General features: G+C 67.7%; 15 protein-coding genes. 9 read left to right on the top strand and 6 right to left on the bottom strand.

From position 1 onward, the window contains the following. Positions 1-108: 108 nt before the first annotated feature. Entirely contained in the window at positions 109-933 is an 825-nt protein-coding gene (locus BW971_RS10220; protein WP_076479172.1) for a helix-turn-helix transcriptional regulator, read from the top strand. Positions 934-987: 54 nt separating this feature from the next. On the opposite strand, the gene BW971_RS10215 is transcribed toward BW971_RS10220, so the two are convergent. Further along, positions 988-2,199, bottom strand: a complete 1,212-nt coding sequence (locus BW971_RS10215) for an acyl-CoA dehydrogenase family protein (protein WP_076479170.1) — start codon at positions 2,197-2,199, stop codon at positions 988-990. A gap of 368 nt (positions 2,200-2,567) precedes the next feature. On the opposite strand from BW971_RS10215, the gene BW971_RS10210 reads away from it, so the two are divergent. Together BW971_RS10210 and BW971_RS10205 are read left to right on the top strand one after the other, a co-directional pair. Then, a complete protein-coding gene (locus BW971_RS10210) occupies positions 2,568-3,431 on the top strand; it encodes a cyclopropane mycolic acid synthase family methyltransferase (RefSeq protein WP_076479399.1) in 864 nt (287 codons plus the stop codon). Next, positions 3,428-4,429: an FAS1-like dehydratase domain-containing protein gene (locus BW971_RS10205; RefSeq protein WP_076479168.1), complete on the top strand. Its 1,002-nt coding sequence runs from the start codon at positions 3,428-3,430 to the stop codon at positions 4,427-4,429. Before BW971_RS10210 ends, BW971_RS10205 begins: the two co-directional genes overlap by 4 nt. 49 nt (positions 4,430-4,478) lie before the next feature. Here the strand turns inward: BW971_RS10205 and BW971_RS10200 are convergent, their stop codons facing one another. From BW971_RS10200 to BW971_RS10190, 3 genes are all read right to left on the bottom strand, one after another. Beyond that, positions 4,479-5,513 carry a crotonase/enoyl-CoA hydratase family protein gene (locus tag BW971_RS10200; RefSeq protein ID WP_407701211.1) on the bottom strand — a complete coding sequence of 345 codons (1,035 nt, stop codon included), beginning with the start codon at positions 5,511-5,513 and terminating at the stop codon, positions 4,479-4,481. Between the two features lie 83 nt (positions 5,514-5,596). Further along, positions 5,597-6,646, bottom strand: coding sequence for an NAD(P)-dependent alcohol dehydrogenase (locus BW971_RS10195; RefSeq protein WP_076479164.1), 1,050 nt, complete (start codon positions 6,644-6,646; stop codon positions 5,597-5,599). Between the two features lie 182 nt (positions 6,647-6,828). Beyond that, positions 6,829-8,142, bottom strand: a complete 1,314-nt coding sequence (locus BW971_RS10190) for a carboxylesterase family protein (RefSeq protein WP_076479162.1) — start codon at positions 8,140-8,142, stop codon at positions 6,829-6,831. Positions 8,143-8,269: 127 nt separating this feature from the next. On the opposite strand from BW971_RS10190, the gene lon reads away from it, so the two are divergent. The 4 genes from lon (at position 8,270) to BW971_RS10170 (ending at position 14,202) form a co-directional block, all read left to right on the top strand. After that, entirely contained in the window at positions 8,270-10,612 is a 2,343-nt protein-coding gene (lon, locus tag BW971_RS10185) for an endopeptidase La (RefSeq protein ID WP_076479397.1), read from the top strand. A 171-nt stretch (positions 10,613-10,783) separates the two neighbouring features. Further along, positions 10,784-12,628: a hypothetical protein gene (locus tag BW971_RS10180; protein WP_076479160.1), complete on the top strand. Its 1,845-nt coding sequence runs from the start codon at positions 10,784-10,786 to the stop codon at positions 12,626-12,628. Between the two features lie 7 nt (positions 12,629-12,635). Continuing rightward, positions 12,636-12,851, top strand: a complete 216-nt coding sequence (locus BW971_RS10175; RefSeq protein WP_076479158.1) for a hypothetical protein — start codon at positions 12,636-12,638, stop codon at positions 12,849-12,851. Continuing rightward, a complete protein-coding gene (locus BW971_RS10170; protein WP_076479156.1) occupies positions 12,844-14,202 on the top strand; it encodes a hypothetical protein in 1,359 nt (452 codons plus the stop codon). Before BW971_RS10175 ends, BW971_RS10170 begins: the two co-directional genes overlap by 8 nt. Positions 14,203-14,217: 15 nt before the next feature. On the opposite strand, the gene BW971_RS10165 is transcribed toward BW971_RS10170, so the two are convergent. Both BW971_RS10165 and BW971_RS10160 read right to left on the bottom strand, forming a co-directional pair. Continuing rightward, positions 14,218-15,735 (bottom strand): 4Fe-4S binding protein, encoded by a 1,518-nt coding sequence (locus BW971_RS10165; protein ID WP_076479155.1) that lies wholly within the window; start codon positions 15,733-15,735, stop codon positions 14,218-14,220. Positions 15,736-15,738: 3 nt separating this feature from the next. Further along, positions 15,739-16,737, bottom strand: coding sequence for an AurF N-oxygenase family protein (locus BW971_RS10160; RefSeq protein WP_076479153.1), 999 nt, complete (start codon positions 16,735-16,737; stop codon positions 15,739-15,741). 193 nt (positions 16,738-16,930) lie between these two features. Here BW971_RS10160 and BW971_RS10155 point away from each other — a divergent pair, with 193 nt between their 5' ends. After that, positions 16,931-17,752, top strand: a complete 822-nt coding sequence (locus tag BW971_RS10155; RefSeq protein ID WP_076479152.1) for a crotonase/enoyl-CoA hydratase family protein — start codon at positions 16,931-16,933, stop codon at positions 17,750-17,752. Positions 17,753-17,804: 52 nt separating this feature from the next. After that, complete coding sequence (locus BW971_RS10150; protein WP_076479150.1) at positions 17,805-18,140, top strand: TfoX/Sxy family protein; 336 nt, start codon at positions 17,805-17,807, stop codon at positions 18,138-18,140. Positions 18,141-18,164: the final 24 nt, after the last annotated feature.

The raw sequence follows: 18,164 nt of genomic DNA, 5'->3' as shown, positions 1-18,164 counted from the left end.
CGCTCGTCCCGAACCAGAGGACTCAGGCAGGGATCGACAGGTCCTGGCGACCTGCACCCGATTCGCCGCACACTGGGATCGACACCCATCGGCGGCATCGGAGGACGAGTGGATCGAACGGGTCTTGCCGAATTCCTGCGGCACCGACGCGAGGCGCTGCAACCCGAGGACGTGGGGCTGCCGCGCGGCGTCCGACGCCGCACCACCGGGCTGCGACGTGAGGAGGTGGCAGCCCTGGCCGGGATGTCGACCGACTACTACAGCCGGATCGAACAGCAGCGCGGACCCCAGCCGTCGGACCAGATGTTGGCGGCCATCGCCCGGGCGCTGCACCTGACCCTGGACGAGCGAGATCACCTGTTCCGGTTGGCCGGGCAGAACACGCCGCAGCGGGTCGCCCGCGGTGATCACGTGAGCCCGGGCATGATGCGCATCCTGGACCGGCTGGGCGACACCCCGGCGCAGGTGATCAACGGCGCCGGCGAGACCCTGATCCAGACCGAACCCGCACGTGCCCTGTTCGGCGACCACGCCGAGTACACCGGGTTGCGCCGCAGCGTGGTGTACCGCTGGTTCACCGACGCCGAGCAGCGCGCCCGGATCCGTGCCGCCGACCACGACCGGCATGCCCGCGCGCATGCCGGTCGGCTGCGACAGGCGGTCACCCGCGAGGGGCCCGGTTCGCGGGCCGCCGCCGTCAGCCGGGAACTGCTGTCGGTCAGCGACGACTTCGCGCGGATCTGGGCCGAACACGACATCAGCGTGCAGCTGACCGACGGGATCAAACACCTGGTACATCCGGAACTGGGCGCGATCGAGGTGCACTGTCAGGTGCTGCTCGATCCCGACCAGACGCAGTCACTGCTCGTCTACACCGCGACACCGGGATCGTCGAGTCACGAGAAGCTGGCGATGCTGGCGGCAATCATGTGAAGCGCGGTCAGATGAAACACCGTCAGGTGAGACACCGTCCGCCGGTCGGACGCGTCACCTCAGCTCGGCGCTGCTCTTGTCCAGCAGTCGCCGCGCGATGATCAGGTTCTGGATCTGCTGTGTGCCCTCGAAGATGTCGAGGATCTTGGCGTCGCGGGCCCACTTCTCCAGCATCAATTCCTCGGAATAGCCCAGGGTGCCCACCAGCTCCACCGTCTTGGTGGTCAGGTCGGTGACCGTGCGGCCGCCCTTGGCCTTGGACATCGAGGCCTCCGCGGAGTTCGGACGCCCGTGGTCGGCCATCCATGCCGCCCGCAGCGCGAGCAGGTAGGTGGCCTCGTAGTCGGCCTCCAACCGGATGTACTCGGCGACCGCCGCGTGTTGGGCGGCGACCGGCCGGTCGTAGTCGATCTCGAGACCGGCCTCCTCGAGGAGCCGGCGTAGTTCTTCGAGGGCTGCCCGCGAGATACCGACCGCCATCGCCGCGACCAACGGTCGGGTGTTGTCGAAGGTCTGCATGACACCACCGAAGCTCTTCTCGGTGTTGACCTCGGGTGACCCGAGCAGGTTCTCGGCGGGGACCCGGCAGTCCTCGAACCGGACCACGGCGGTATCGGACGACTTGATGCCGAGCTTGTCCTCCACCCGCGCCACCGTCACGCCGGGGCTCTCGCGCGGGACGACGAAGCTCTTGATGGCCGCGCGGCCCGCGCTCTTGTCCACGGTGGCCCAGACGACGATGTGATCGGCACGGGAACCCGCGGTGACGAAGATCTTCTCCCCGTTGATGACGTAGTCGTCGCCGTCGCGGGTGGCGGTCGTGGACACCGCGGCGGAGTCGGAACCGAAGCCGGGCTCGGTGATCGCCATGGCCGCCCACACACCCGCGAACTTCTCGCGCTGCTGCGGGGTGGCGACCGCGGCGATCGCGGCGTTGCCCAGTCCGCGACCCGGCAGGGAGAGCAGCAGTCCCAGATCGCCCCAGGACATCTCCAAGGAACTCAACAGTGCCTGCATCGTGGCACCGGCGTCGGTGGACGCGGCGCCACTCACCGACGCCCCGTTCTGCTTCTCGGCGGCCTTCTTCTCGGCCGCCTGCCGTTGCGCCTCGTCGGCCACCTTGGCCAACTCGTCGAGCTCGACCGGGTAGGTGTGTTCGGCGAGGTCGTACTTGCGGGAGATCGGACGCAACACGTGTTCGGCGGCCAGATGGGTGCGCTCGACGGTCTGCTGCAGTGCTTCGGAGAGTTCGAGGTTGATCGTCATCGCGAACGGCCCTTCGATCAGCGGTTACCTTACTCCACAGTAAGATAGCGCGCCCGGCCATCACCGCGCCAGATGTGGCGACTCGGCGACCTGCGCCGGAATCGTTTGACACCCGCCCTGCTCAGGGCACAATGGGCAGGCGAGTCCGGCGATCGGTAGCTGTGGGGTGCAGCTACCGCTCTGGTCATAGCCCCTGCTCAACGGGGGTGAACGGCCGGCCGGGCTTGAGCACTGTAGCCCCTCGGTGCGCCCTTTTTCACAGTCCACAGATCGCAGCCAATGGCCACCGACGACCACAGCGCGTCCCCGCACGTGCGATGCCGGTCAGTCCACGGTCCGCCGCTCACAACGATGGGATACCGACCTCGATGGCCGAACTCGAGCCTTTCTTCGACAACGTACAGGCGCACTACGACCTGTCCGACGACTTCTTCGAACTGTTCCTCGACCCCTCGCGGACCTACAGCTGCGCCTACTTCAAGGAGGACGACTACACCCTCGAGCAGGCACAACGGGCCAAGGTCGACCTGTCGCTGGGCAAGCTGGGGCTGCAGCCGGGTATGCGGCTGCTGGATGTCGGCTGCGGTTGGGGCGCCACCATGCTGCGTGCCATCGATCAGTACGACGTGAAGGTCGTCGGTCTCACGCTCAGCAAGAACCAGTACGAGCGGGTCAACCAGCTCTTCCGCGACCGCGGACTCGGGCCCGAGCAGGCCGAGGTTCGGCTGCAGGGCTGGGAGGAGTTCGACGAGCCCGTCGACCGCGTGGTCAGCATCGGCGCGTTCGAGCACTTCCGTAAGGAGCGCTACGACCCGTTCTTCGAGAAGATCTACCGACTGCTGCCACCGGACGGTCGGATGCTGCTGCACACGATCGTCGCCTGGGAGCGTTCCGACATCCGCGCCAAGGGCCTGCCGATCGACCGTCCGGTGATCGAATTCGCCAAGTTCATCGCCACCGAGATCTTCCCCGGTGGAGAGTTGCCGCCGCCCGCCAAGGTGGAGGCCCGCGCCGAGGCTGCGGGTTTCACCGTTGAGTTGGTCCAGCCGTTGCAGCTGCACTACGCTCACACGCTGGACATCTGGGCGGAGAACCTCCAAGCGAAGCACGACGAGGCGGTGCAGATCGCGTCGCAGGAGACCTTCGACACCTACATGCACTACCTCACCGGTTGTGCAGATTTCTTCCGTAAGGGGTACATCGACGTCATGCAATTCACCTGCGCGAAGTGAACGATCTGGCGAGATTCGACGGCTGGAAGTTCTTCGAGTCCAACGACATCTTCGTCGTCGGACGGGAGGACGTCCGTGACTTCGCCCGCACCGTGCGTGCCGACAACGCCGCGCACTGGTTCGAGGGGGACGACAACGCGACCCTGCTGACCCCGCCGACGTTCGCGTCGAAGATGGGGACACGCGCCATGCGGTGGCTCGCTGCCGGCGAACTCGCCAGATACGGGATGAGCGGGACGATCCACACGGATCAGACGTTCACCTACTACCACCCGATGCGCGCGGGCGACGAGATCCGTTCGATCATCGCCTTGCTGCCCATCCGCACCAAGGCCGGCGGTGACATCATCATCTTCGACGGCTACCTGGTGAACCAGCACGGCACGGTCGCGGCGGCCTCCCGGTCGACCGTGCTGGGCCGGGCGGGCAATCCGAACGACGACGAGATCATGGCCGCGGCCAACGCGGTGCTCGGCGACCGCGCCTTGTTGCACGACTCGGGTGGATTCCACACCATCGACATCCCGGCCGCGGTGGCCGAACTGCCGGAGACCCCCACCGGCGACGACCCGGCGATCCGCGACCACGCCGCGGCCATCGCGCTCGGTGATCCGCTGCCGACCTGGACCCCGCGGGTGGCGCTGGTCGACCTGATCGACTTCGCCGGGGTGTCCGGTGATCTCAACCCCATCCACTACAGCGACTACATCGCGCACAAAGTGGGACTGAAGTCGACCATCGCGCACGGGATGCTCACGATGGGCCTGGGTGCGTCCTATCTGACCAACGAGTTGGTGCATCCGTTGGCGCTGGTGGACTACAAGGTGCGGTTCACCGGCATCGCGCCGGTCAGCGCCCAGGAACCTGCGGCGATCACCTACAGCGGGCGGGTGAAGTCGGTGGACGAGGAGGCCAAGACCGCGGTCCTGGCCATCACCGCCACCGTCGACGACAAGCGCATCTTCGGGCGGGCGACCGCCACCGTGGCCATCACCTGATCGCGCGCCACCAGCACGCACGAGCTCCCCGGCCCCCCAGGCGCTCGTCTCAGTCGGTGGGTCCGGCCGATCGGTCCTTCATGGCGTTCCGCTTGTGATCGCCGAACACCTCGTCGCGTTCGCGTACCGCCTCCCGGAAACCGACGGTCGCGGCCCGCTGCTGGAACGCGTACCCCTCACGGGTGTGGCGGGACACGCCGTCGAACACCGTGCTGATCATCGCCGACGTGGACACGCCCTGGGTGTCCAGCGCGCTGTTCAGCGCCAATTTCACCATCATCAGCTGGTTGGTCGGCATCCGCGCGATCCGCGCGACGAGTTCCTCCGTGCGGTCGTCGAGCTGGTCAGCGGGTGCGGATTCGACAGCCAGCCCCCACTCAGCGGCCTGCTCACCGGTGATGCAGTCACCGGTGAACAGCAGTCGTTTGGCGCGTTGGTCGCCGAGCCGATGGGCCCACAACCCCGCCGAGGGCACCCCCCAGACCCGCGTCGGCGGATACCCGATCTTGGTGTCGTCGGCAGCGATGATCTGATCGCAGTGCAACGCGATGTCGGTTCCGCCCGCCACACAGAACCCGTGGATCTTCGCCACGGTCGGCTTGTCGGCGTGCATCAGGCAGGAGAACGCCCTGGTGAACCTGCTCATCATCGCGTAGTCGACCATCGGGTCCCACTGACCGTGGGGGTTGTGATTGCGAGCCTGCACGATGGGGTCGATGACCGTGCCGGTGGTCGACGGGCCGCGAGGCGCCGTCTCCGACCCGTCGGCCTCGGCGTAGATACCGAGGTCGTAACCGCCGCAGAATCCCTTGCCCCGGCCGGACAGCAGGATGACGTGTACCTCGGGGTCGAGGTCGGCCCGCTCCACCACCTCCACCAGCTCGCGCGGGGTGTCAGCGGTGATCGTGTTGCCGCGGTGCGGACGGTTGAAGGTGATGCGGGCGATCCGGTCGGTCACCTCGTAGGTCAACGACGCGTACTCCGACTCGACCGGTTGCTGTTCCCGACCGTCGAACAGCGAGTCGTCGACGTCGCGCAACCCGTCCCGCCAGCCCGCTTCCCGTTGTCCCACCGGTTCGCCCATGGGCGTCATGGTAGTGCCGCGAAGCGGGCCGGGCGGGCAGGCAGGCAGGTCAGCGGAGATCGCCCGGTCGACGAGGGGTCGGCTCAGCCGGCCAGGGTGGCGGTGTCGATGACGAAGCGATAGCGAACGTCGCTGTCGACCACCCGGTCGTAGGCGTCGTTGATCTCATCGGCGCCGATCTTCTCGATCTCGGCACCGATGTGGTGTTCGGCGCAGAAGTCGAGCATCTCCTGGGTCAGCGGGATCCCCCCGACCATGGAACCGGCCAACGAACGTCGATTGGCCAGCAACGAGAACGCTGCGACCTCGAGCGGCTTGGTGGGCACCCCGAGCTCCACGAGGGTCCCGTCGACGGCGAGCAAGCGCAGGTACTTGTCCAGCGGGAGGTTCACCGAGACGGTGTTGATGATCAGGTCGAATTCGTTTGCATGGTCGGAGAACAACTGATCGTTGTCCTTGGTGGCGTAGTAGTGGTCGGCGCCGAACTTCTTGCCGTCCTCCTCCTTGTTCAGCGTCTGGCTGAGCACGGTCACCTCGGCACCGAGAGCGTGGGCGATCTTCACTCCGACGTGACCGAGTCCACCCAGGCCGATGATCGCGACCTTCTTGCCCGGGCCGGCACCCCAGTGCTTGAGCGGTGCGTACAGCGTGATCCCGGCGCAGAGCAGCGGCGCGGCGACGTCGAGTTCCACACCCTCGGGGATCCGTAGGACGAACTTCTCCGTCACCACCACCTTCTCCGAGTACCCACCGTTGGTGAACTCACCTTCGTAGGTGTTCGAGTTGTACGTCTGGACGACGCCCTTCTCGCAGTACTGCTCGTCACCGTTCTTGCAGGCGGCACACTCACCGCAGGAGTCGACGAAACACCCCACGCCCACGCGATCGCCGACCTTGTGGGCGGTGACCTCCGATCCGACGGCCTCGACGATGCCGGCGATCTCGTGCCCAGGGACGACGGGGTAGGTGGTCCCTTTCCATTCGTTGCGGGCGGTGTGGATGTCGGAGTGGCAGATCCCCGCGAATTTGATGTCGATGAGGACATCCTTCGGGCCGAGTTCGCGACGCTCGATGGCGCGCTTCTCCAACGGTTGGTCGGCGGCGGTGGCGACGTATGCGTTGACCGTGGTCACAGCATTCCTTCCTCGGGGGTTCGCATCACGCCGCGACGATCTGCCGCGGGGCGAACCCACTTGTATCGAGTGTGCCGACACATGCCGTTCGACGCATGCGCGGGGGTCGGTCATCGACGAATCGCAACACTGCTTCCGCGGCCGTTATCGCTTCGTGACCTCGGGCGAGGGTCCGATCGGCCTCAAATGGCGGCGAGGCGCAGCGAGTCGGCGGGGAGGCCCTGGAGACCGTCGCGAGCGAAAGCAGCCCAGATGCGACGCATGCGGGCCGCCAGGTCCGGGTCGGGGCGTTCACCGGCCAGCATCGGCGCATCAGCCCAGGCACCGTCCGCTCCGAACAGGAAGGGCAGCTCGATGGAGTGGCAGGAACCGTGCGGCGAGTCCCGCGGCGCCCAGTCGAAGACGTAGGTGGCGCAGCGACCACCATGACGGCGCCAGGCGGCGGCGAAGTCGTGCGCGGGGCCGGCGAACATCTGCGCGGTGATCCGCCGGGCCACGACCCGCAGGACGGCACGGCCCACTCGGCCGAGACGGGCCACCCGCATGGCCCGTGGATCCTCTGCGACGAACGGTGTGGCGTCGTCGACGGTGTGACCGATCAACAGCTCGATGCGGGACGCGGCGTCGGCCAACCGGGCGTCGGCCTCGGTCGTGGGTGCCACCGGCGGACACCCCTGCACCGGCGCGAACGGCAGCCCGCCGACCCTCCCGAAGTCGGCCGCCCGCACCACCGCCCGCAGCTGCGCGGCGAGCACCTCGCCGACCGACGCGGCGACCGGATCGGCGAGCTCGTCGCGCAGCACGACACGTTGGGCCTCGGTCACCCGGTCCCGTCCGCTCCGCAACGAGAGCGGAGCGCTCTGCACGATCGCCCGGGTGAACAACCCGGTGGCCGGCGGCGCCAGCATCAGGGCGACCACCGAATCGCCACCTGCCGAATGCCCGAACACCGTCACCGAACCCGGGTCACCGCCGAAAGCGGCCACGGAGTCGCGCACCCACTCGAGCGCCAGCAGCTGATCGCGAAGACCGAGGTTCTCCGCAGCGGGATCGCACGGGTTGAGGTAGCCGAGGACGCCGAGCCGGTAGGTCACGGTGACCACGACCACGCCTTCGCGGGCCAGGTCGTCGGCGTCGTATTTCGGCGACTCACCGGCTCCGGACATGTAGGCGCCACCGTGTAGCCACACCATCACCGGTGCGTCGACGGCGTCGACGGGTGCGAACACCGACAGCACCTGACAGTTCTCGCTCTGCTCGAGATCGTCGACGACGGCACCGGCCACGCTGTCGACCCCGGCCGAGATCTGCGGGGCCGCCGGACCGCGGACCCGGGCGTCGCGGGGCTCCGTCCATCCCGGATGCGGATGCGGACGCCGGAAGCGTTCGGCGACACCGTAGGGGATCCCCCGGGCGCGGACCACACCGTCGGCGACGTCGGCGATCAGCTCGCCTGCGGGGGTCGCGATCCGGGTGGTCCGGGTGTCGAGGGGCATGGTCCGAGTATCGCCGATGACGGCGGCGTCCCGGCCCGGGCCGCCCTTCGCTCAGGGCGAACACCGATCGGGGATGGTCTGGTCCGCACCGATGGTTGAGTCCGGCAGGCTCAATGATGGAGGATCCATGACCAACCCCGACTCCGCACCGATCTCGACCGTCCCCGTTCTGTTCGTCACCGACCCCGTGCTGCTGCCCGGGATGGTGGTGCCACTCCCCCTCGACGAGACCGCGACCGCGGCCGTCGACGCCGCACAGGCCACCGAGTCCGGCAAACTGCTGGTCGCCCCGCGCCTCGAGGACCGCTACCCCTCCTACGGGGTGATCGCGACGATCGTGCAGGTGGGACGGATGGCCGACGGCCAGCGGGCGGCCGTGGTGAAAGGTGAACGACGCGCGCACATCGGTGCCGGGACCACCGGTCCGGGTGCCGCACTCTGGGTGGAGGTGACCGAGGTCGCCGACCCGCCGATCACCGACGAGGTCCGCGCCCTGGCCGCGGAATACAAGAAGCTGGTGTTGGCCCTGCTGCAGCGTCGCGAGGCCTGGCAGCTCATCGACGGGGTGAACCGGATGACCGACCCGTCAGCCCTGGCGGACACCTCCGGTTACGCCTCCTGGCTCACCGACGTGCAGAAGCGCGAGCTGGTGGAGACTCCCGACGTGGCCGCCCGGTTGCGCACGCTGATCGACTGGACCGCCGAGCACATCGCCGAGACCGAGGTCAGCGACAAGATCGCCGACGACGTACGCAACGGCATGGAGAAGACACAGAAGGAGTTCCTGCTGCGTCAACAGCTGGCCGCGATCCGCAAGGAACTCGGTGAGGGTGAACCCGACGGCACCGACGACTACCGCGCCCGCGTCGAGTCCGCCGAGCTGCCCGACAAGGTGCGCGACGCCGCTCTGCGCGAGGTGGACAAACTCGAACGCGCCAGCGACCAGTCGCCCGAGACCGGGTGGATCCGGACCTGGCTGGACACCGTGCTGGAGTTGCCGTGGTCGGTGACCACCGACGACTCCACCGACATCAAGGGTGCCCGGGAGATCCTGGACGCCGACCACCACGGGCTCGTCGACGTCAAGGACCGCATCGTGGAGTACCTGGCCGTGCGGGCCCGTCGGGCCGAACGCGGACTGCAGGTGGTCGGCGGTCGCGGGTCCGGTGCGGTGCTGGTGCTGGCCGGTCCTCCCGGGGTCGGTAAGACGTCGCTCGGTGAATCGGTGGCTCGAGCGCTCGGCCGGAAGTTCGTGCGCGTGGCCCTCGGTGGCGTGCGCGATGAGGCGGAGATCCGTGGGCACCGCCGTACCTACGTCGGCGCGCTGCCCGGTCGCATCGTGCGGGCCATCGGTGAGGCGGGGTCGATGAACCCGGTGGTGCTGCTCGACGAGATCGACAAGGTCGGTTCGGATTTCCGGGGCGACCCGGCGGCTGCCCTGCTCGAGGTGCTCGACCCGGCGCAGAACCACACCTTCCGCGATCACTACCTCGATCTGGACCTGGACCTCTCGGATGTGCTGTTCCTGGCCACCGCCAACGTGATCGAGAACATCCCGGCGGCGTTGTTGGACCGGATGGAGTTGGTGACCATCGACGGATACACCGCAGACGACAAGGTCGCCATCGCCCGTGATTTCCTGTTGCCGCGGCAGCGGGAACGCGCCGCGCTCGCGGAGTCGGAGGTGACCATCACCGACGATGCTCTGCGGGAGATCGCGGCGGACTACACCCGCGAGCCGGGCGTCCGACAGTTCGACCGCCTGCTGGCCAAGGCGTTACGCAAGGTCGCCACCAACATCGCGTCGGGCACGACGACGGCACCGGTGCAGATCGGGGTGGAACAACTCGTCGACCATCTGGGTCGACCACGATTCACCCCGGACGTCGAGGAGCGCACCGCGGTCCCCGGTGTGGCCACCGGCCTCGCGGTGACCGGGATGGGCGGTGACGTGTTGTACATCGAGGCGAGTGCGACCGACGGTGACCCGGCCCTGCAGATGACCGGTCAACTCGGGGAGGTGATGCGCGAGTCCGCACAGATCGCCCTGTCGTACGTGCGATCCCACGCACGCGAGCTCGGCGTGGACCCCGCCGCGTTGGACCGGCGTATCCACATCCACGTACCCGCCGGTGCGGTACCCAAGGACGGACCGTCCGCGGGGGTCACCATGGTCACCGCGTTGGTGTCGATGGCCACCGGCCGTCGCGTGCGGTCGGACGTCGGGATGACCGGTGAGGTGACACTCAACGGTCGGGTGCTGCCCATCGGTGGGGTGAAGCAGAAACTGCTCGCCGCCCAACGCAACGGCCTGGGCACCGTGTTCGTCCCTCAGCGCAACGAGCCCGATCTCGACGATGTACCCGCCGAGGTTCTCGACGCCCTCACGGTGCGACCGATGACCGACGTCGCGGAGATCGTCGCGCTCGCGCTCGAACCCGCCGTCGCGTCGGGCACTGTCGCCGCCTGAACTGTGGTCCGCCGAACCGGTGCGGGAGAGCTCTTCTCCCGCACCGGTTCTCGACGAGGTTGTGACACAGATCGGCGAGTGTGTGTCGACCCGTTCGCATCATCCTGCCCCGGCGTGGTGAACAATGACGAACTTCTTCCCTAACCGCCACGGATACCGCATACTTCGACCATGTCAACGAGCGGTGTCGCCATTCAACCTCTGGCCGCCGCGGGTGGTGGAGCCGCCCTCGACCAGGTTTTCGGCATGTCGGCGGCTGCGGCCGTCGTCTCCGCGGGCCTGCTCTGGGTGGGCTATCTGCACCGCGCCCGCAAGATCACCTGGCTGACCACCCTGGCCGAATGGGCGGGGCGACGGCTCAATCGGCCACCATGGGCCGCACTGCCCATCTTTCTCTTCGTCAGCACCATCATCTGCGCGCTGTTCGGCTTCCTGTGGGATGTCAGCCTGCACATCGGCAAGGGCCGCGACGCCGGCCCGCTGGCCAATCCGGCGCACTATTTCATCCTGGTGGGTCTGTTTCTGCTCTTCATCGCAGGCATGCTCTCGGTCTTCCTGCCCTACGACAAGCCGGGCCGTTCGGCGGTGCGTATCACCCGTACCTGGCATGCCCCGGTCGGTGGGATCTTGTTGAGCGCCGCCGGTTTCTACGCGCTTCTCGGATTCCCGCTGGACGACATCTGGCACCGCATCTTCGGTCAGGACGTCACGCTGTGGGGACCTACGCACCTGATGCTCATCGGTGGCGCGGGACTGTCGCTCATCGCGGTGGTCATCCTGGATCGTGAGGGCAAAGCCGCAATGGGTCCCGACGCACCCGCCGACAAGCGAGGCAACTGGCTGGTCCGCTGCCTGGCGTTCGGCGGTCTGCTGATCGGGCTGTCGGTGTTCCAGATCGAGTACGACTTCGGCGTGGAGCAGTTCCGGCTGGTGTTGCAGCCCATGATGATCGCCGGTGCGGCATCGCTCGCACTGGTGGCCGGTCGTCTCACCCTCGGCCCGGGGAGCGCCATCCTGGCCGCAGTGTTCGCCATCGCTGTCCGCGGGGTGGTCGCACTTGTCGTCGGGCCGGTGTTGGGCGCGCCGATCAACGTACTGCCGCTCTACCTCGGTGCCGCACTGGTCGTCGAGGTGCTGGCGCTGACCCCCCTCGTCAAACGCCGGCTGCTGTTCGGCCTCGTCGCGGGACTCGGAGTCTCCACCGTCGGCCTGTGGATCGAGTCGTTCTGGATCGACGCCGTCTACCACTACCCGTGGCCGACCAGCATGTGGGGTGAGGGGCTGGCCATGGCGGTCCCGGTGGGTGTCGCCACCGGATTGTGCGGCGGGCTGCTCGCCGTTGTCGCGGTCGGCGAGAAGCTCCCGCGGCGTTCCGTCGGTATAGGTGCCGTGTTGCTGACGGTGCTGATCATCGCCGGTGCCGTCGCCAACGGGCTGCAGACCACGGTGCCCGATAACACCACCGCCACCATCGCACTCACCCAGACCCAGACGTCGGCAGGCCAACTCGGCGCAACCGCGGATGTGACACTGCGTCCGGCCGACGTGGTCGGTGATAACCCGGAGTGGGTGACGCTCCTGGCCTGGCAGGGTGGTCTGGACAACCAACGCGGGTTGGTCATCGACCGTCTCGAGAAGGTCGGGCCCGGTCACTACCGATCCACCGAGCCGGTACCGATCACCGGTGACTGGAAGACCCTGCTGCGGGTCCAGGACGGTTACACGATGGCCGCGGTGCCGGTGTACTTGCCCTCCGACGCCGCGATCGGCGCCGCGGGCGAACCGGCCGAACCGAATTCGACCAAACCCCTCATCGCCGAGATCAAGGTCCTCCAGCGCGAACGCACCTTCGACGTGCCCGCCTGGCTGTATCCGGCCGCGTCCGTGGTGGTGCTGGTGTGTTCATTGGCCCTCATCGCGGCGCTGTCCTGGGGTGCCGGTCGGGTCAACGATCACGAGGCCTCCGGCGCCGGAACCACCCGGCGGCGACCGTCGTCGCTGCAGCCGCAACCCTGATGCACCGATGACCACAGGCGTCCTGGCGACGCACTCCCTGCTGCTGGCGCTACCTGCCGTGGTGCCCGCCTTCCTGCTCGTCGGCATCATCGTCGTCATCGCGGTCCGAGACCGCCGCCGCCACGGAGACTGTGACGACGACACCGACGAGGACGACGGGATCGACACCGGCTCCGCCACGATCGCGTCCGACGGTCCGGAGAAGGGCAACCTGGATGAGTGATCCCCGATCCGTGACGGTGCTGGCGCACGGACTCGGTGGTTCGCAGTACCTGCCGGTTCCCCTCACCGGGGTGCTGATCGGCGGTGCCTGGGCTCTGACCATCTCGTTCGCCATCATCGCTCTCGCATGGCGTACACCACGGTACGGTCGCGTCGATGCCGGGCGCCCGCTACCGAACCGGCTGGCGGCGGTGGTGGACTCGTCCGTCACCCGGGGTCTGGTCGCCGGTCTCGCGCTCACCCTGACCGCTTGGTTGATCATGGCCGCGCTGTTCGGTCCGGACGCCGACGAGAACCCCCTGCCCGCTGCGTTCTATGTCCTGCTGTGGGTCGGTCTGGTGGTGCTATCTCTGCTGGTGGGTCCCGCCTGGCGGCTGCTGTCCCCCATCCGCACCGTGGTAAGGCTGACCGGAGGCGGCCATCGCTTCACCGGGTTTCGGCGCTACCCGGACGCGTGGGGACACCGGCCCGCCGTCGTGGGGCTGTTCGCATTCGTCTGGCTCGAGCTGGCCTCGCCTGCACCGAGTTCGGTGCCCGCGATACGCGCCTGGTTGCTCTGCTATCTGATCGTCACGGTGCTCGGCACGGTGATCTGTGGTGAGACCTGGCTCGATCGCGCCGATCCGTTCGGTGTGTACAGCCTGGTGACGTCGAGGTTATCGATGTTTCGTCGTGATGTGCGCACCGGGCGGTTGGTGGTCACCAGTCCGCTGAACAATCTGCCGTCGCTCCCGGTACGGCCGGGGACGGTGGCCCTGCTGGCCGTGTTGCTGGGATCGACCGCCTACGACAGCTTTTCGGCCTTCCCGTCGTGGAAGCGGTTCGTCGCCGAGCTGACGTCCGGACTCACCGACATGGCGCACACCGCCGCGGCGTGCGCGGTGTCCACCGCCGGTCTGCTCGTGTTCGTGCTGGTGGTCGCGGTGACCTTCTGGTCGGCAGCCCGTGCGGTCGGTGGGGTGTCGTCCGCCACCCGGCGGCGGTTACCCGGTGCGATGGCGCATTCGCTGATCCCCATCGTGATCGGTTACGTGCTCGCCCACTATCTGCAGTACCTGGTGGAACGCGGACAGGAGGCCGTGTTCGCTCTCGGCGATCCGCTGGACCGCGGCTGGAATGTACTGTGGCTCAGTGACACTCATCCCGAGTTCGTCATGTCGGAACATCCCACGGTGACCGTCACGTTGAAGGTCGTCTGCGTGGTGGGCGGACACATCGTCGGGGTCGCCGCCGCCCACGACGCGGCACTACGTTTACTCCCCCGCGGCCGTCAGCTGACCGGGCAGCTGACCATGATGGTGACCATGGTGATGTACACCTTCATGGGGCTGTACCTGCTTTTCGGGGGCTGATGCCGGCGGGCGGGTTCAGGGACGCACGGGCTGGGTGGGCGCGCGCAGCAGACCCGCCTCGAGATCGGCGCGGAACGAGGCGATGGTGTCGGCGGAGTCGGTCTTGTTGGTGCCGATGAACCCCGACGGGCCCCGCTTGATCCACCCGGTGACGTACATCCCCGGCATCGGGCCGTCGTCGCCGACCACCCGGCCCGCGTCGTTGGGGATGACCCCGCGTGCCTCGTCGAAGGGCAGTCCCGGCAACGCCAACCCGCGGTATCCGATCGAGGTCAGCACCAGGCCGGTGTCGACGTCGTCGAACCGATCGGTGGGTACCACGGCCCCGGCGGGTGACATCTCGTTGCGGATGAACCGGATGCCGGCGACGGATCCGTTCGCTCCGGAGACGATCTCGTGCGGGGACCGCAGGAAAGCGAACCGGATGACCGGGCCGTCGCGGTGCGGTGCACCGGCCGCCTCGGTCAGCAGGTCGAGTTTGGTCGCGGTGACCGTGTCGGATGCGGTGCCCAGCTGAGCCAGGTCACCCGCGTCCACCGTCACCGAGGCGCCGCCGTCGATGAGTCCGATCAGCTCCGGCAGGGTGAAGGCGGCTGCACCGGCGTCGCGCCTGCCCACCACCATCACCTCCTCCACCTTGGACGCACGTAGCGCGGTGAGCGCCTCGCGCGAGATGGAGGTGCTCGCAAGCGATTCCGGGTCGGCGGTGAGGATGCGGGCCACGTCCAGCGCCACGTTGCCGTTGCCCACGATCACCACGCGCGGCGTGGAGAGGTCGAAGGTGCGGTCCGCGAAGTCGGGGTGACCGTTGTACCAGCCGACGAATTCGGTGGCGCTGCACACGCCGGCGACGTCGGCCCCGGGGATCTGCAGCCGTCGGTCGGTCTCGGCACCGCCGGCCCAGATCACCGCATGCGAGCGCGCGCGCAGGTCCGCCAACGAGATGTCTCGGCCGATCTCGGTGTTCAGCAGGATCTCGAGATTGGGGTTGCGGGCCACGTCGTCGAACAACCGCATGACCTTGCGGGTGGACAGATGGTCGGGCGCCACCCCGAACCGCGCCAATCCGAACGGACGGTCGAGCCGCTCATACATCCGGATCCGGACATTGGGGTAGCGCAGCAGCTCGTCCGCGGCGTACATCGCCGACGGACCGGAGCCGACGACCGCCACCTCCACATCGCCACCGCCCGGCACCTGCAGGGGTTTGGGCTTCTGGATCGGCGCCAGCGGCAACCGCCATCCCGGATCGACCGGGAAGCGCACCGCGTCGGGCTCGGGCTCGGCGTAGTGGGCCGCGTTCACGTCGAGATAACGGAGCTGTTCGTCGGCCAACCGATGGCCGGGGACGATGGCCCCGACCGGACAGGCGCTGACGCAGGCGCCGCAGTCGACACAGGTCGATGGATCGATGTAGAGCATCTCCGAGGTCAGGAAGTCCGGCTCATCCGGCGTCGGGTGGATGCAGTTGACCGGGCATGCATAGACGCAGGAGGCGTCCCCACAACACGCCTGGGTGACGACGTGCGGCACGGATTACGCTGCCGTGTACGTCGGCTCGCTGCGGAATCGCGACGGACGGCCGCCGATGCCGAGCAACTTCCACAGCGCACGCGACACCGGGTTCATCAGGCCGCACTGCTCGCCGAGCATGCGCACGTCTCCGAACACATTGCGCAGGAACTTCTTCGACTCGTCCGACCGCCAGAAGATGTCCTTCATGACCGAGTCCGGGACGTCGAACTCACGCTGGAACGCGTTCGGCGGGACGCAGATGGCACCACACAGGACACGCATGACCACCGGGAAGGTGAGCGAGAGCAGGAACCGCGGGATCCGCCCCTTGCGGGGGATGGTCTCGCGCAGGTGGTTGTGCGCGAACGAGATGTGCCGAGCTTCCTCGGCGACGTGCAGCTGCATCACCGCGGCCATCGTCGGGTGCAGGCTGGCCCCGGTGCGCAGGAAGTCCTTCTGGATGTGGTCGATGGGCTCTTCGCCGCCGAGCACCCCGAAGAAGAAGATGGTGGGGAACACGGTGGAGGCCAGCGGCACCAGCGGGGAGATGAGACGGTATCCGACCTTGGCGCCGGGCACCTTCACCCCGGTGCGGTTCACGAACTCCTGGAACATCAGAGTGTGGTTGCACTCTTCTTTGGCCTCATGGGTGGTGTAACGGAACTCCTTGGCCCCGTTGGGCAGCTTGAAGCTGTACTGCATCAACCCGCGGATGAGGATGGACTCGAACTGCAGCCCCACCTTGGCGACATTGGCCTGGCGCCACATGCCGATCGCGATCTGCTTCTCGACCGGCTGCTCCTGGTACCACTTGTGCCGACCGATGGGGTCCACGTCGTAGGACAGGATCCACCGTTCGTCGTCGTCCACCAGCGCCATCTCGGGGGAGTCCCAGTGGATGTCGATGTACGGGTCGAAGTTGCGATGTACGGAGGCCGACGACAGGTCGTCGAGGATCTGTCCGTAGTCGGTGTCGTCGCTTTCCGGTGCCTGGGGCACGTACTTGATTGCTTGCGACATTCCGGGACCTTTCTGTGGCGCGGCCGACCCCGGGGTACGAGGTCGGTTTCTTACCTGTGACGCTAGGTAACATCTGATTTCTTGTCAACACCGATTGTCACGTCAACGCTCGTTGTCATATACCGGACGTGCGTACTGTTAGCAGGCGGCAGGCCGACGACCATGTTCCCGACCCGGCCGATACGCTGCGGTGATGAGTCAGTGGACAGCATTCGAGGTCACCGTCGCCGACCACGTCGCCGAGGTGACACTGATCGGCCCGGGTAAGGGCAACGCCATGGGTCCCGACTTCTGGCGGGAGCTGCCGGAGGTGTTCGCCGAGCTCGACGCCGACACCGAGGTGCGCGCCGTGGTGCTGGCCGGCCGCGGTAAGCACTTCTCCTTCGGTCTCGATCTGTCCGCGATGGCCGGTGAGCTGGGACCGGTTCTCGCCGGCGATGCCCTGGCCAAGACGCGTACGGAGTTCCATCGCATGGTGCTGCGGATGCAGGGTGCGACCACCGCGGTCGCGCGGTCCCGAACCCCCGTGGTCGCGGTGATCCAGGGGTGGTGCATCGGCGGGGGGGTGGATCTCATCGCCGCCGCCGACATCCGCTACGCGTCTGCCGACGCCACGTTCAGCGTCCGCGAGGCCAAGGTGGGCATGGTCGCCGACATGGGGTCGCTGCAGCGGCTGCCCGCCATCATCGGTGATGCCCACACCCGTGAGCTGGCGTTCACGGCCAAGGACATCGACGCCGACGCCGCGCTGCGCATCAATCTGGTCAACGACGTACTGCCCGATGCCGACGCGGCGCTGGCCACCGCACGGGCGACCGCGGCGCAGATCGCCGCGAATCCGCCGTTGGTGGTGCAGGGGGTCAAGGACGTCCTGGACTGGCCGCTGACCGGAACCGTGGACGACGGCCTGCGCTACGTCGCAGCCTGGAACGCCGCATTCCTGCCGTCCAAGGACATCGGCGAGGCCATCAGCGCCATCTTCGAGAAGCGGCCCCCGTCGTTCACCGGGGAGTGATGTTCACCGGCGAAAGACTCCCGTCAGGGTCGACTCGGGGTGACAATCGGGTATGGCCTACGACGCCGCCCTCGCCGACCGCATCCGCGACCTGATGGAGACCGAGGGCGTGGTGACCGAGAAGCGCATGTTCGGCGGACTCGCTTTCCTGGTGCAGGGTCACATGGCCGTGGCCGCGAGCGGCAACGGTGGGCTGATGACCCGGGTCGCGCCGGATGACACCGATGCGCTGCTGGTGCTGCCGCATGTGCAACCGATGGTGATGAGCGGACGACAGGCCCGCGGGTGGGTCCGGGTGACGGCCGAGGGGATCGGTACCGACGAACAACTCCAGGAGTGGATCGACCGTGCCGCGGACGTCGTGCGAACCCTGCCGCCCAAGAGCTGAGCGCCGTGAGAGGTCGGGAGCGTG

The sequence above is a fragment of the Williamsia sterculiae genome (assembly GCF_900156495.1).
Taxonomy (GTDB): Bacteria; Actinomycetota; Actinomycetes; order Mycobacteriales; family Mycobacteriaceae; genus Williamsia_B; species Williamsia_B sterculiae.
Note: the sequence above shows the minus strand (reverse complement) of the source record. Positions and strands in the feature narration are given on the sequence as shown.